This window comes from Micromonospora sp. NPDC049801, from assembly GCF_040656575.1.
GTDB lineage: Bacteria > Actinomycetota > Actinomycetes > Mycobacteriales > Micromonosporaceae > Micromonospora.
The window spans coordinates 313,881-328,336 of the sequence record NZ_JBFAMS010000007.1; the positions used below are offsets into that span (position 1 = coordinate 313,881).

At 70.6% G+C, this 14,456-nt stretch carries 10 protein-coding genes; 3 read left to right on the forward strand and 7 right to left on the reverse strand.

What is annotated here, in order from left to right; all coding sequences use genetic code 11:
- Positions 1–120: 120 nt before the first annotated feature.
- A complete protein-coding gene (locus AB0I89_RS15995) occupies positions 121–5,835 on the forward strand; it encodes a ThuA domain-containing protein (protein ID WP_357126478.1) in 5,715 nt (1,904 codons plus the stop codon).
- 69 nt (positions 5,836–5,904) lie between these two features.
- Complete coding sequence (locus AB0I89_RS16000; protein ID WP_357126481.1) at positions 5,905–6,444, forward strand: hypothetical protein; 540 nt, start codon at positions 5,905–5,907, stop codon at positions 6,442–6,444.
- Positions 6,445–6,630: 186 nt separating this feature from the next.
- On the opposite strand, the gene AB0I89_RS16005 is transcribed toward AB0I89_RS16000, so the two are convergent.
- From AB0I89_RS16005 to AB0I89_RS16015, 3 genes are all read right to left on the reverse strand, one after another.
- Positions 6,631–7,575, reverse strand: coding sequence for an aldo/keto reductase (locus AB0I89_RS16005; protein ID WP_357126601.1), 945 nt, complete (start codon positions 7,573–7,575; stop codon positions 6,631–6,633).
- An 86-nt stretch (positions 7,576–7,661) separates the two neighbouring features.
- Positions 7,662–9,341, reverse strand: coding sequence for an ATP-binding cassette domain-containing protein (locus AB0I89_RS16010; protein ID WP_357126484.1), 1,680 nt, complete (start codon positions 9,339–9,341; stop codon positions 7,662–7,664).
- 41 nt (positions 9,342–9,382) lie between these two features.
- Complete coding sequence (locus tag AB0I89_RS16015; RefSeq protein WP_357126487.1) at positions 9,383–9,988, reverse strand: methyltransferase; 606 nt, start codon at positions 9,986–9,988, stop codon at positions 9,383–9,385.
- 103 nt (positions 9,989–10,091) lie between these two features.
- Here AB0I89_RS16015 and AB0I89_RS16020 point away from each other — a divergent pair, with 103 nt between their 5' ends.
- Positions 10,092–11,135 (forward strand): hypothetical protein, encoded by a 1,044-nt coding sequence (locus AB0I89_RS16020; RefSeq protein ID WP_357126490.1) that lies wholly within the window; start codon positions 10,092–10,094, stop codon positions 11,133–11,135.
- Between the two features lie 69 nt (positions 11,136–11,204).
- Here AB0I89_RS16020 and truA read toward each other — a convergent pair whose 3' ends face one another.
- From truA to rpsD, 4 genes are all read right to left on the reverse strand, one after another.
- Positions 11,205–12,035, reverse strand: coding sequence for a tRNA pseudouridine(38-40) synthase TruA (gene truA / locus AB0I89_RS16025; protein WP_357126493.1), 831 nt, complete (start codon positions 12,033–12,035; stop codon positions 11,205–11,207).
- 70 nt (positions 12,036–12,105) lie between these two features.
- The gene (rplQ, locus tag AB0I89_RS16030) at positions 12,106–12,666 is read right to left on the reverse strand and encodes a 50S ribosomal protein L17 (RefSeq protein WP_357126496.1); all 561 of its coding nucleotides are present in this window, start codon (positions 12,664–12,666) and stop codon (positions 12,106–12,108) included.
- Between the two features lie 34 nt (positions 12,667–12,700).
- On the reverse strand, positions 12,701–13,723 hold the full coding sequence (locus AB0I89_RS16035; RefSeq protein ID WP_007465227.1) for a DNA-directed RNA polymerase subunit alpha: 1,023 nt from the start codon (positions 13,721–13,723) through the stop codon (positions 12,701–12,703).
- A gap of 98 nt (positions 13,724–13,821) precedes the next feature.
- On the reverse strand, positions 13,822–14,448 hold the full coding sequence (rpsD, locus tag AB0I89_RS16040) for a 30S ribosomal protein S4 (protein ID WP_007465229.1): 627 nt from the start codon (positions 14,446–14,448) through the stop codon (positions 13,822–13,824).
- Positions 14,449–14,456: the final 8 nt, after the last annotated feature.

The following is a 14,456-nucleotide window of genomic DNA, read 5'->3' on the forward strand; positions in this document are numbered from 1 at the left end:
TCTCGTCGTGCCCGTTTACCACTCACCGCTACCCTGTTGTCCCTCGCCCTGACGTCGACGGCCCTCATCGGGTCCCCGGCGCAGGCGGCTCCGACCGGAGCACAGATCCCCGCGCGAGACGTGCCTGTCGCGGCTCCGCTCTCCCAGGCGGCGCCGAACGCGCCGAAGGCCGCTGCGGCCGACCCCTACTCCGTCCTGATCTTCTCGAAGACCGCCGGCTTCCGGCACGACGCCATCCCCACCGGCATCGCCGCCATCCAGCAGCTCGGCGCCACCAACGGCTTCACGGTGGACACCACCGAGGACGGTGCCGCGTTCAGCGACGCCAACCTCGCCAAGTACAAGGCCGTGATCTGGCTCTCCACCACCGGTGACGTTCTCAACGCCGACCAGCAGGCGGCCTTCGAGCGGTACGTGAAGGCCGGCGGCGGTTACGTCGGCGTCCACGCCGCCTCGGACACCGAGTACAGCTGGGCCTGGTACGGCGACCTGGTCGGCGCGTACTTCGCCAACCACCCGCAGAACCAGCAGGCCACCGTCAAGGTGGAGGACCCGGCCCACCCGTCCACCGCCGGACTGCCGGAACGCTGGTCCCGGTTCGACGAGTGGTACAACTTCCAGACCAACCCCCGGTCGGACGTGCACGTCCTGGCCAGCCTGGACGAGAAGAGCTACACCCCGGGCGCCGGCGCGATGGGCGCCGACCACCCGACGGCGTGGTGCCAGGACTTCGACGGTGGCCGCTCCTGGTACACCGGCGGCGGGCACACCCGTGAGTCGTACGCCGAGCCCGAGTTCCTCAAGCACCTGCTCGGCGGCATCCAGACGGCGGCCGGCGTGGTCGACGCCGACTGCGGCGCGTCGAAGACCTCCAACTTCGAGAAGGTCACGCTGGACAGCAACACCAGCAACCCGATGGAGCTGGACATCGCCCCCGACGGGCGGGTCTTCTACATCGAGCGCGACGGTCGGGTGCAGATCATCAAGCCGGACACCGGCAACACCGTCACCGCCGTCGACCTGGACGTCTTCACCGGCAACGAGGACGGCCTGATCGGCATCCGGCTCGACCCGGACTTCGCCACCAACAAGTGGGTGTATCTCTACTACGCCCCGAACGACAACGTCACGCGCAACCTGCTGTCCCGGTTCACCGTGACCGGCGACACCATCGACCTGGCGAGCGAGAAACAGGTGCTGCGGGTCGACACCCAGCGCAACACCTGCTGCCACGCGGGCGGCAGCATGACCTTCGACAGCGCCGGCAACCTGTACCTGGCCACCGGTGACAACACCAACCCGTTCGAGTCGAACGCGTACGCGCCGCTCGACGAGCGTCCGGGTCGCCAGGACTACGACTCGCAGCGCACGTCGGCCAACACGAACGACCTGCGCGGCAAGGTGCTCCGGATCCACCCGGAGGACAACGGGACGTACACCGTTCCGTCCGGCAACCTCTTCCCGGCCGGCACCGAGAAGACCCGTCCCGAGATCTACGCGATGGGCTTCCGCAACCCGTTCCGGATCGGCACCGACCCGAAGACCGACACGCTGTACGTCGGTGACTACGGGCCGGACGCCAACTCGAACAACCCGGACCGGGGCCCGCGGGGTCTGGTCGAGTGGAACGTCGTGACCCCCGGCAACTACGGCTGGCCGTACTGCACGGGCACGAACGAGGCCTACAACGACTACACGTTCCCGTCCGGCCCGAGCGGTCCGAAGTTCGACTGCGCCGCGCCGGTCAACAACTCGCCCAACAACACGGGCCTGACCAACCTCCCGCCGGTCGTCCCGGCCACCGTCGACTACGGCTACGCCGGTGACGCGCGGTACCCGGAGATCGGTGGCGGTGGCGCCCCGATGGGCGGCCCGGCCTACCGGTACGACGCCAACCTCAACTCGACCCGCAAGTGGCCGGCCTACTTCGACGGCAAGGCGCTGCTGGGCGAGTGGAACCAGAACAAGATGTACACGATGCAGATGACCGCCGACGGCAAGTCGTTGGTGGACATCAACCAGTTGCTGCCCGGCATGTCGATGATCCGGCCGATGGACTTCGAGTTCGGTCCGGACGGCGCGCTGTACCTGATCGAGTGGGGCAGCGGCTTCGGCGGCAACAACGACAACTCCGGGGTCTACCGGATCGACTACACCGCCGGTGACCGTGCGCCGATCGCGGCGGCGGCCGCCAACCCGACCTCGGGTCCGGCCCCGTTGACGGTGGAGTTCTCCAGCGCCGGCTCCCGGGACCCGGACGGTGGAACGCTCACCTACGCCTGGGCGTTCGGTGACGGGCAGACCTCCACCGAGGCCAACCCGACGCACACCTACGCCACGGCGGGCAACTACACGGCGCAGCTCACCGTGACCAACCCGAAGGGCCGCACGGCGGTGGCCAACGTACCGGTCACCGTGGGCAACACCGCGCCGACGGTAACCATCGAGTTCCCGCCGGACGGTGGCTTCTTCAACTGGGGTGACCAGGTCCGCTACACGGTCAAGGTGACCGACCCCGAGGACGGGCAGATCGACTGCACCAAGGTGAACCTCCAGGTGCTGCTCGGTCACGACGAGCACGCCCACCCGCTGGAGCAGCACACCGGCTGCACCGGCACGGTCCAGACGTCGCTCGCCTCCGGGCACGGCGCCGAGGCGAACGTGTTCGCGGTCTTCGAGGCCACCTACACCGACAAGGGTGGCGCGGGCGGTTCCGGCGCGCTCACCGGCCGGCAGATCGAGATCCTGCAGCCCAAGCAGAAGCAGGCCGAGTACTTCACCGCCACCGGGCGTACCCCGGTGAGCACGGGCGGCGGCGACGCCGGCGTGCAGCGCGAGGCCGCGACCGACACCGCCGGTGGCGGTCAGAGCATCGCGTTCATCGAGGACGGCGACTGGTGGTCGGTCGTTCCGGCGAACCTCACCAACATCACCGAGATCCGGTTCCGGGCCGCCTCGGCCGCCGCTGGCGGTCGGATCGAGGTCCACGCCGGTGCGGTCGACGGACCGGTCGTGGCCACGGCCACCGTTCCGGCGACCGGCGGGTGGCAGACGTACACGGACGTGAGCGCGCCGGTGACCGGTGCCGCGAGCGGCGGGCTGTACTTCGTGGCCCGTGACCCGAACGGCGGAACGGGTTCGCTGTTCAACGTCAACTGGATGGACTTCGTCGGTCGCGGCGTCACCGAGAACGGGCCGCCGGTGGTCACCGCCACCGCGACCCCGACCACGGGCACCGCGCCGGTCACCGTCGCCTTCGACGGCACGGCCACCGACGCCGAGGGTGACACCCCGCTGACGTACGCCTGGGACTTCGGTGACGGCGGTACGGCGTCCACCCTGGACGCCAGCCACACGTACACCAGCGTCGGCGCCTTCACGGCCACCCTCACGGTGACCGACAGCAAGGGTGCCAAGTCGTACGCCACGGTGCCGGTGCGGGTCAACGCTCCGGACACGTCCTGCCTCGGGGCGCGTTCGGACGACTTCAACGGCAACACGCTGGACAAGAGCCGGTGGACCACCGTGGTCCGGGAGAACCAGCTCTACTCGCTCAGCGGCGGCGCGCTGAAGCTGCCCACCGCCGTGGGTGACCTCTACGGCGCCCGCAACGACGCCACCAACCTGGTGCTCCAGCCGGCGCCGACCGGCGCCTGGGAGATGACCACCAAGGTCACCCTCCCGGTGACGGCCAACTACCAGCAGGCCGGCCTGCTGGTGTACGGCGACGACGACAACTACGCCAAGGTGGACCTGCTCTACAACGGCAGCCGTCGGGTGGAGTTCATCCGGGAGACCGCCGGGACGCCGCGCAACGACGCCGCCGACGCCGCCAACGCGCCGGCCGGTGACACCGTGTACCTGCGGGTCACCAGCGACGGTACGAACCTGACCGCGGCCACCTCGGGCGACGGGCAGACGTTCACCACGGTCGGCCGCTCGGCAGCGCTGGCCGGCATCACCAACCCGCGGATCGGGGTGTTCGCCCTCAACGGCGGCACCGAGGCCCCGGTGGTGGACGCCGCGTTCGACTCGTTCGTGGTCACGCCGGACGCTCCGGCCGGCCCGGTCGAGCCGTCGGACGAGTTCACCGGCAGCACGCTGGACAAGTGCCGGTGGGACGCCATCGTTCGGGAGGACCCGAACGGCTACCGGGTGACCGACGGCGCGCTGCGGATCGACGTGCCGAACGGTGACATCTACGGCACCGACAACACCGGGCCGAAGAACTTCATCCTCCAGACCGCGCCCTCGGGCGACTGGACCCTGGAGACCAAGGTCGACGGCAGTCTGCTGAACGAGCAGTACCAGCAGGCCGGTCTGCTCGTGCAGGCCGACGACGACAACTACCTGAAGTTCGACTTCATCGCCGACAACACGGCCGGCTCGGCGGTGACGCGGCGGATCGAGTTCCGCAGCGAGATCGCCGGGACGGTGCAGAGCCCGCAGCCGGAGGCGACGAGCCTCACCTCGGCGGTGTGGTACCTGCGCCTGGCCCGGGTGGGCGACACCTTCACCGCGTCGTACTCGGCCGACGGGACGACCTGGACCACGCTGGAGGCGCTGACCAACAGCGCGGTGGGCGCGACCCCGAAGGTGGGTCTGTTCACCCTCGGCGCCAACCAGACGGCGTCGAAGACGGCCGCGTTCGACTACTTCCGGTTGAGCACGAAGGTGGCCGACGACAAGGCGCCGGTCACCACCGCGGCGGTGTCCGGCACCCCCACCGACGGCTGGTACACCGGCCCGGTGACGGTCACCCTGACCGCCGCCGACGAGGCCGGCGGCAGCGGGCTCGCCAGCACGGAGTACCAGCTGGACGGGGCCACCGCGTGGACGGCGTACACCGCGCCGGTGGCGATCAGCGGTGACGGCGAGCACGAGCTGCGGTTCCGCTCGACCGACAAGGCCGGCAACGTGGAGTCGACGAAGACCGTCACGGTCAAGATCGACGCCACCGCGCCGGTGACCACGGCGACGTTCGCCCCGGCGAACGACGCGGGCTGGCACAACGGGACCATCCCGGTGGTGCTCGCCGCGACCGACGCCGGTTCCGGGGTCAAGACGGTCGAGTGGTCGCTGGACGGTGGCGCGTGGACGCCGTACACGACGCCGGTCGAGGTGACCGGTGACGGGCAGCACGAGCTGCTGTACCGCTCCACCGACAAGGCGGGCAACGTCGAGACGCTCAAGTCGGCGATCCTGAAGATCGACGGCACCAAGCCGACGCTGCTGGTCTCCGGCATCGCCGACGGCCAGCTCTACGGCGACAGCCAGGACGTCCGCGTGTCCTGGCAGGCCGTGGACCCGACCTCGGGCATCGCGTCCGTGGTCGGCCAGCTCGACGGCAACACGTACGCCAGCGGCACCCTGCAGGCCATGTACGAGCTGTCGCTCGGCCTGCACGAGCTGACCGTCACCGCGACCGACAAGGCCGGCAACAAGACGACCTCGAACGTCCGGTTCTTCGTCACCACCTCGTTCCGGGACATGCAGTTCCTGCTGGACCGGTTCAAGGCGACGGGGCGGTTGTCGGCCAAGGCGCACAAGCAGTTGACCGCCAAGCTCGACGCGGCCCGCCAGGCCGAGGCGGCCGGCAACGACAGCAAGGCGATCAAGCAGCTGACCCAGTTCCGGGACCTCGCCACCGACGCCACCCTGGTGGCCGAGGCCGAGATCCGGGACACCCTCACCCGGGACGCCGACGCGATGATCGTGCGGCTCGGCGGTACGGCCAGCAAGGCCGGCGTCAAGGCCAATGACGGCGAGCCGGTCAAGGGCACGGGACGGCTCGGTGGCGACGCCACCCGGCTGGCACCCGGTCGCCAGCTCTGATCCGATCGAGGCCCCTCCCCGACGCTCCGGCGTCGGGGAGGGGCCTCCCTCATTAGGGAGGAGACGTCCGTGACGCGTATCCGCAAGGTGCTGGCCGCCGTGTTCGCCGGACTGGCTCTGACCCTGCTCGCCGCGACCCCGGCGGCCGCGCAGGCCGACAAACTCAAGCTGACGGTGGCCGGCGACGGAGCCGAGGGCGTCACCATCCAGGCCACCTACGCCGACGGTCGTCGGCTGGACCGGGTGGTACGACTGGTGCTCACCGCCACCGGCCCGGACGGGCAGAAGGTCGGCCCGGTGCAGCTGGAACCGCAGCCCGAGGGGCAGGGCTTCTACAGCAGCGGCCCGGTGCTCTCCACCGGCACGTGGAAGGTGACGGTGAACTCCCCCGCTCCGCTGCAGAGCAAGGCCACCGCGACGGTGCAGGCGAAGGCGGCACAGTCTCCGCCGGTGCCCACGCCGGTCGCGGTGACCGCGGACCGGGCCGACGGACGCGGGGCGGCTGCCGGCTGGTGGCCGTTCGCGGCGGCCGGGCTGGTGCTCATCGCCGCCGCGATGGGGGTGGCCATGCTGTTCGGCCGCCGCCGCTCCGCCACGCCGAACGACTGACCTGTCGGCGCTCCAGCGCCACTCCGACGACCGGGCCGGGCCGCGACGAGCGGCCCGGCCCGGTTCCGTCCGGCCGGCCGGCTGGTGATCGACTCGTGTTCCTTGAAGTCGGGGCATCCCCGACCGCAGGTCACCCCGCATTCAAGGAACGCGAGTGGATCACGACGCGGCACGCGGCGCCCGCGCTCAGAGAATGTCGCGCAGGGCCGTCAGGTCCTCGTCGGTGGGCTCCCAGGTGCCGGCGGCGGCATTGGCGTGCACCTGCTCGGCGCTGGTGGCACCGGCGATCACCGAGGTCACCGCGGGCTGGGCGGCCAAGCCACCGATCGCCACCTGGAGCATGGTCAGACCCCGCTCGTTCGCGTACGCCTCGATGGCCTCGATGGTGTCCCAGTCGGCCGCCGCGAGCCGGTCGGCGTACCGGCCGCCGCCGGAGAGCCGACTGCCGGCCGGAGGCTGCTCGCTGCGCTTGTACTTGCCGGTGAGCAGGCCGTTGGCGAGCGGGAAGAACGGCAGCATGCCGAGGCCGAACCGCTCACACGCCGGGATCACCTCGGCCTGGACCGAGCGCTCCAGCAGGCTGTAGTGGTTCTGCGCGCTGATGAAACGGGCCCGGCCGTTGGACGACGCGACCCAGTCCGCGTCGGCGATCTGCCAGCCGGCGAAGTTGGAGTTGCCCAGGTAGCGCACCTTGCCGTCACGGACCAGGTCGTCCAGGGCGGCGAGGGTCTCGTCGATCGGGGTGCCCGGGTCGGGCTCGTGCATCTGGTACAGGTCAATGTGGTCGGTGCCGAGCCGGCGCAGCGACGCCTCGACCGCGCGGGCGATGTACCGGCGCGCGCCACGGGCCCCGAAGTCCGGACCGTTCAGGCCGTTCATGTCCATACCGAACTTGGTGGCCACCACCACGTCGTCGCGGCGGCCCTTGAGCGCCTGCCCGAGCAACTCCTCCGAGCCACCCTGCGGCTCGCCGTAGATGTCGGCGGTGTCGAACAGGTTGATCCCGGCGTCCAGGGCGGCGTCCACCACCGCTCGCGTGCCGTCGAGGTCCAGCTTGCGGCCGAAGTTGTTGCAGCCGATTCCGACGACGGACACCACGAGCCCGGAGTCGCCCAGCCGGCGATAGGTCATCTCAGTCACGAGTTCCACCCTATGCCCCGTGAAGGAAGGGCCCCTTACTAACGCCTGGTGTCTAATAAGGGGCCCTTCCTTTCGCGTCAGCCGACGTCCCAGACCGGCTCGGGGGTTTCCACCACCTCGTTGTCGCCGCGGAACAGTACGAAACGGTCGAAGGAGCGGGTGAACCAGCGGTCGTGGGTGACCGCGATCACCGTTCCCTCGAAGGCGTTCAGGCCGGCCTCCAGGGCTTCCGCGCTGGCCAGGTCGAGGTTGTCGGTGGGTTCGTCGAGCAGCAACAGGGTCGCCCCGGACAGCTCCAGCAGGAGCACCAGGAAGCGGGCCTGCTGCCCTCCGGAGAGGGTGCCGAAGCGCTGATCACCCTGCCCGGCCAGCTCGTACCGACTGAGCACCCCCATCGCCGCGTGCCGGTCCATCCCCTGGCGGTGCTCGTCGCCCCGCCACAGGATCTCGACAAGCGTCCTTCCCATCAGCTCCGGTCGGTCGTGCGTCTGGGAGAAGTGCCCGGGGCGGACCCGCGCGCCGAGCCGGGCCACGCCGTCGTGCACCACCGGCGCGAGCGCGCCCGCGCCGTCGACCGGCCCGTTCGCCGGGTCGGGATCGGTGCCGCCGCGCGCCAGCAGACGCAGGAAGTGCGACTTGCCGGTGCCGTTGGCGCCGAGGACCGCCAACCGGTCGCCGTACCAGATCTCCAGGTCGAAGGGGAAGGTCAGGCCGTCCAGCTCAAGCTGGTCGCAGACGACCGCGCGCTTGCCGGTCCGCCCGCCGGTCAACCGCATCCGGATGTCCTGGTCCTTGGGGGGTACGGGCGGAGGCCCGGCCTCCTCGAACTTGCGCAGCCGGGTCTGCGCGGCCTGGTACCGCGAGGCCAACCCGTCGTTGTACGCGGCCTTCTGCTTGTACATCAGCATCAGCTCGCGCAGCTTCTGGTGCTCCTCGTCCCAGCGTCGACGCAGCTCGTCGAGGCGGGCGTGCCGGGCCACCCGGGCCTCGTGCCAACTGGCGAAGCCACCCGGGTGCACCCAGGCGCTGCCGCCCTCGACGGCGACCACCCGGTCGGCGCTCTGCGCCAACAGCTCACGGTCGTGCGAGACGTAGAGCACCGACTTCGTCGACTCCCGCAGCCGCCCCTCCAACCAGCGCTTGCCGGGCACGTCGAGGAAGTTGTCCGGCTCGTCGAGTAGCAGCACCTCGTCCGGGCCGCGCAGCAGCAACTCCAGGGCGAACCGCTTCTGCTGCCCGCCCGAGAGCGTCCGTACCGGTCGGTCCCGTACGGCGTCCCACGGCTGGTCGAGCACGATGGTGGCGACGGTGTCGAAGAGCACCTCGGCGTCGTACCCGCCGGTCTCGCCCCAGGCGCCGAGCGCGTCCGCGTACGCCAACTGCGCCTTGCCCGCGGCGTTGCTGAACTTGCCGTGGGTCTCGGCCGCCCGCATGGCCGCCTCGGTCTCGCCGAGCCGGCGGCCGGCGTCGCGAAGTGCCGGCGGGGCCAGCGACAGGGCCAGGTCGGCGAGCGTCGTCTCGTCGCCGATCATGCCGATGAACTGCCTCATCACGCCCAGCCCGCCGGCCCGCGCGATGCTGCCCGCGCGTACCGGAAGGTCACCGGCGACCATCCTCAGCAGTGTCGTCTTGCCGGCGCCGTTCGGCCCGACCAGGGCGACCTTGGCGCCCTCACCGACTCGGAACGACACGTCGGCGAAGAGTTCCCGACCGTCGGGCAGGGTGTGCCCGACCGCTGCCACGTCCACGTATCCCACGCCGGGATCCTGCCCCAACCGGGACCGGTAGGGACATCCAATTACCGGGTGACCCGCAGCACCCGGAAGCCCTTCTGGCTGGCGTGCCGCTCGACCTGCCAGCCCTGTTCGACGAGCCAGCGCTGCAGCGAGTCGCCACCCAGGTGCCGGGCGACGACCAACCAGCCGACGCCGTCCGGGGCGAGCCGGGGCAGCCAGCGCCGCAGCAGCTCGTGCAGCTCGTCCTTGCCGACGCGGATGGGCGGGTTGGACCAGAGCTGGGCGAAGGTCACCTCCGCCGGTACGTCGTCCGGCGCGCTCACCCGGACCCGGTCACCGGCGCCGATCCTCGCCGCGTTGGCGGCGGTGAGGTCGCGGGCGCGGGAGTTGACGTCGACGGCCCAGACGGTGCTCGTAGGCGCGAGGTCGGCCAGGACGCACGCGATGGGTCCGAACCCGCAGCCGAGGTCGAGCAGGTCACCCGTGGTGTCGGCGGCGGGCAGGTCGGCCTTGCGCAGGAGTACGGCGGTGCCGGGATCGAGACGGCTGGCGGAGAAGACACCGCCGGCCGAGGCGAGTCGGTAGTCGCGGTCGGCGACGGAGAATTCGACCTCGCGCGCCGGTGCGTCGCTGGCGGGCTGCGCGGTGAAGTAGTGGTCGCCGGTCACGTCGGCAATTCTCGCATCGGCTCGGGCGGCTCACGACACTGCCCACACCCACATTTCCCTGATATTACCCCCTAAAGGGACAATCACTCCTACTCTGGGCGACATGGTGTATCGGTACCAGTCCGAAGAGGACGCATTCGAGGACCCCGAGCCCGGCTCCGACCTGGACGTGGTCGGCGCAGGTCCCCCTCCACCGGCCGGCCCCTCACCGTCGCGTTTCCCCGCGCCGTCGCTGCCCCGACCCAACCAGTTGGTGCTGCCGTCGAACCAGCCGCCGCCGGCCCACCGCGTCACCCCGTCGGTGGCGGCTCCCCGCAGCCAGGTCTACACCTCGGCCCAGCCGGTGGAGCCGTCCGCCCGGCGTGGCGGTGGGCGGCTCTGGCAGGTGGTGATCGGCGGCGCCGCCGTCCTCGTCCTGCTCGCGCTCTGCGGCCTGGGCGCCGCCGCACTGCTGCTGGATCGCGACGCGACACCACAGTCCACCCCGACGTACCAGCCGAACGCCGCGCCGTCCGCCAGCGTCCAGCAGCCGCAGGATCTCGACTCGCGGGACACCGACCAGGCGCCGCTCACCGCGAAGGAACTCTTCCCCGGCAAGGATCTGAAGCTCGCCGAAGGCCAGCCCGCCTACCAGGTGCTCAAGACCCAGTCCAGCGGCAGTTGCGCCGTCGCCGCCACGGACGAGGTCGCGGACCTGCTGGTCCGGCTCGGCTGCAACCAGGTCGTCCGGGCCACCCTGCGGAGTCCCGGCGGCGAGCACCTGGTCACCACCGGCCTGTTCAACCTGACCGACAGGGCCAACGCCGAGCGGGCCCGGGACCGGATCCGGCAGATCCTCGACGAACGGCAGGGCCGGTTCCTCGGGCTCACCGCCGGCGACGACACCGATGCGCTGACCAGCGCCCCGGCCCGGGTCGGCTGGCAGGTCCGCGGCCACTACCTGGCGTACGCGCTGGTGGTCCGTGCCGACGGAACCGCGGTCAAGCCCGGCGACACCAAGATCCGGGAAGTCCTGTTCGACATGATCGAGGCCCACCTCAGCAAGGGCGTCCTCCAACGGCGGGCCGACATCGGCACGGCCGGGCAGCCAACGGGGGCGTCCACCGACGGCAGCGGCAGCCAGAGCGGCGGCGAGGACGGCGACTGACCCGCGACCGGTCCGAAGGGTGTGCCGCCGAGGTGGCACACCCGTCGTCGTCCGTACCGGGTTCGCCCGTCAGCCCTCGACCGGCACGCGCAGCCGGCGCGTCAGGTCGGCACGGCGCGCGTAGTCCGCCGGATCGTCCGGGTAGCCGACCGCGACCAGGGTCAACCCGTGCGCCGGCGCCACCGTCACCTCGCTGGACCGCTCCTGCCGGGTCAGCAGGCTGCCCGGCCACCGCACCGGCCGGCGGCCGTCGCCGGCCGCGAGCATCGCCCCCACGAGGCTGCGCACCATCGCCTGACAGAACGCGTCCGCCTGTACGGTGGCGACCAGGATGCCGTCCGGGTCCCGCCGCCAGTCCAACCGGGTCACCTCGCGCAGCGTTGTCGCGTTCTCCTTGCGTCGGCAGTACGCGGCGAAGTCGTGCTCCCCCACCAGGCCCTCGGCCGCGGCGTTCAGGGCCGCCAGGTCCAGCGCCCGCGGCCAGGCCAACACCTCGTGCCGACGGAGCGGCTCCGCGCCGTACGGGGCGTCGGTCACCCGGTACTCGTAGCGCCGGTAGGTGGCCGAGAAGCGGGCGTCGAAGTCGGTGGGCACCTCGGTCATCGCCCGTACCCGCACGTCGGTGGGGAGCAGCCGGGCCAGCCGGCGCAGCAGCCGCCCCTCGTGCTCCCGCCACACCTCGACGGGTAGGTCCAGGTGACAGACCTGCCCGCGGGCGTGCACCCCCGCGTCGGTCCGGCCCGCGACGGTCAGACCGGTCGCCGTACCCGCGCCCAGGACCAGGTCCAGGGTCTCGACGAGCACCCCGGCGACGGTCCGCCGCGTCGGCTGGGGCGCCCACCCGGAGAAGTCCGCGCCGTCGTACGAGACGTCCAGCCGCAGCCGGATCCGCTCGTCCACCTCGTACCTCCTGTTACGGGTCGGGCCCGACACCCCGAAAGGGGTGCCGGGCCCGCACTGATGCCCGAGGTCAGGCCTTGTTCTCCTCGGTGGCGAGGTCGCTGTCCTCGCGCGCCTCGGCGGTGTCGCCGGAGGCCGACACCGGCGCCTCGGAGTCCTGGTCGGCGTCGGCCGACTTCGGAGCGTCCTCGGCCGGGGCGAGCGCCTCGACCTTGTCCTGCTGCGCGGCCTTGCGGGCGGCGGTCTTCTTGTTCGCCTTCGGCTCGGCGACCTGAAGCTCCTCCACCAGCTCGATGATCGCCATCGGCGCGTTGTCACCCTTGCGCGGACCGGTCTTCACGATCCGGGTGTAACCGCCGGGGCGGTTGGAGTACCGGGGCGCGATCTGGTCGAACAGGGCGTAGACGACGTCCTTGTCCTTGACGACACCCAGCACCCGACGCCGCGAGGCGAGGTCACCGCGCTTGGCCTTGGTGATGAGCTGCTCGGCCAGCGGACGGAGCCGCCGGGCCTTCGTCTCGGTGGTCTGGATCTTGCCGTGCTGGAACAGCGCGGTCGCCAGGTTGGCGAGCATCAGCCGCTCGTGCGAGGGGCTGCCGCCGAGGCGGGGGCCCTTGGTGGGCGTGGGCATTTTTGGTGCTCCTCAGTTGTGGCGGCAGCGCGGACTAGAGCTGCTCGGTCTCGCGGTAGTCGTCGGTGTCGTAGTCGGCCTCGCCGAAGGTGTCCACGACGTGCGCCGGGTCGAAGTTCGGAGCCGAGTCCTTCAGCCCGAGACCCATCCCGGCGAGCTTCATCTTGACCTCGTCGATCGACTTCTGACCGAAGTTGCGGATGTCGAGGAGGTCGGCCTCGGTACGCCCGATGAGCTCACCAACGGAGTTGATGCCCTCGCGCTTGAGGCAGTTGTAGGAGCGGACGGTCAGGTCCAGCTCCTCGATCGGCAGAGCGAGGTCCGCCGCCAGCTGGGCGTCCTGCGGGGACGGCCCGATGTCGATGCCCTCAGCCGTCTCGTCCAGCTCACGAGCCAGACCGAACAGCTCCACCAGCGTCGAACCGGCGGAGGCCAGCGCGGTACGCGGGCCCATCGACGGCTTGGTCTCGACGTCGATGATGAGCCGGTCGAAGTCGGTGCGCTGCTCGACGCGGGTCGCCTCGACGCGGTAGGTCACCTTCAGCACCGGCGAGTAGATCGAGTCGACCGGGATCCGGCCGATCTCGGCGCCGGACTGCTTGTTCTGAGCGGCCGTCACGTAGCCCCGGCCCCGCTCGACGGTCAGCTCCATGTCGAGCCGGCCCTTGCCGTTCAGGGTCGCGAGCTTGAGGTCCGGGTTGTGCACCGAGACGCCGGCCGGGGGCTGGATGTCGCCCGCCGTCACGTCGCCCGGGCCCTGCTTACGCAGGTACATGCTGACCGGCTCGTCGTGCTCGGAGCTGACGCACAGCTCCTTGATGTTCATGACGAGCTCGACCACGTCCTCCTTGACACCGGGGATCGTGGTGAACTCGTGCAGCACGCCGTCGATCTTGATCGAGGTGACCGCCGCACCCGGGATCGACGACAGCAGCGTACGCCGCAGCGAGTTGCCCAGGGTGTAGCCGAAGCCCGGCTCGAGCGGCTCGATGGCGAACCGCGACCGGGTCTCGTTGATCGACTCCTCGGAGAGGGAGGGTCGCTGACTGATGAGCATCTTGTCTCTTCTCTTCCGGGACGCCCGCTATTTGACGCCCACGACACAAACTGTTCCGGTGGCCCGCCCCGAAGGGCAGGCCACCGCAACGAGCCCGACTACTTGGAGTAGAGCTCGACGATCAGCTGCTCCTGGACCTGCGTGTCGATGACCTGCCGGGCCGGGAGGGAGTGCACGAGCACCTTCATCTGGCTCGGAATGGCCTCAAGCCACGCCGGAACCGTCTTCGAACCGGCCTGAGCCTGCGCCACCACGAACGGGGTGAGCTCCTTGCTCTTGCCCCGAACCTCGATGATGTCGTGCTCCTTGACGCGGTACGACGGGATGTCGACCTTCTTGCCGTTCACCGTGAAGTGACCGTGCTTGACCAGCTGGCGGGCCATGTCCCGCGAGTGGGCGTAGCCGGCCCGGTAAACGACGTTGTCCAGCCGCGACTCGAGGATCTGCAAGAGGACCTCACCGGTCTTGGCCTGCTTGCCGACGGCTTCCTCGTAGTAGCCACGGAACTGCTTCTCCAGCACGCCGTAGACGCGGCGGGCCTTCTGCTTCTCGCGGAGCTGGAGCAGGTACTCCGTCTCCTTGGTGCGGCCGCGGCCGTGCTGCCCGGGCGGGAACGGCCGGGACTCGAACGGGCACTTCGGACCATCGCACTTGCTGCCCTTGAGGAACAGCTTCATCTTCTCCCGCCGGCAACGGCGGCAGTCAGCACCGGTGTAACGAGCCATCTCTCTCT

What these genes read in the sequence shown, in the direction of transcription:
- rplQ (WP_357126496.1), bottom strand. Translation starts at nt 12,666, where the DNA reads ATGCCCACGCCCACCAAGGGCCCCCGCCTCGGCGGCAGCCCCTCGCAC.
- rpsD (WP_007465229.1), bottom strand. Translation starts at nt 14,448, where the DNA reads ATGGCTCGTTACACCGGTGCTGACTGCCGCCGTTGCCGGCGGGAGAAG.
- AB0I89_RS16005 (WP_357126601.1), bottom strand. Translation starts at nt 7,575, where the DNA reads ATGACCTATCGCCGGCTGGGCGACTCCGGGCTCGTGGTGTCCGTCGTC.
- AB0I89_RS16020 (WP_357126490.1), top strand. Translation starts at nt 10,092, where the DNA reads ATGGTGTATCGGTACCAGTCCGAAGAGGACGCATTCGAGGACCCCGAG.
- AB0I89_RS16035 (WP_007465227.1), bottom strand. Translation starts at nt 13,723, where the DNA reads ATGCTCATCAGTCAGCGACCCTCCCTCTCCGAGGAGTCGATCAACGAG.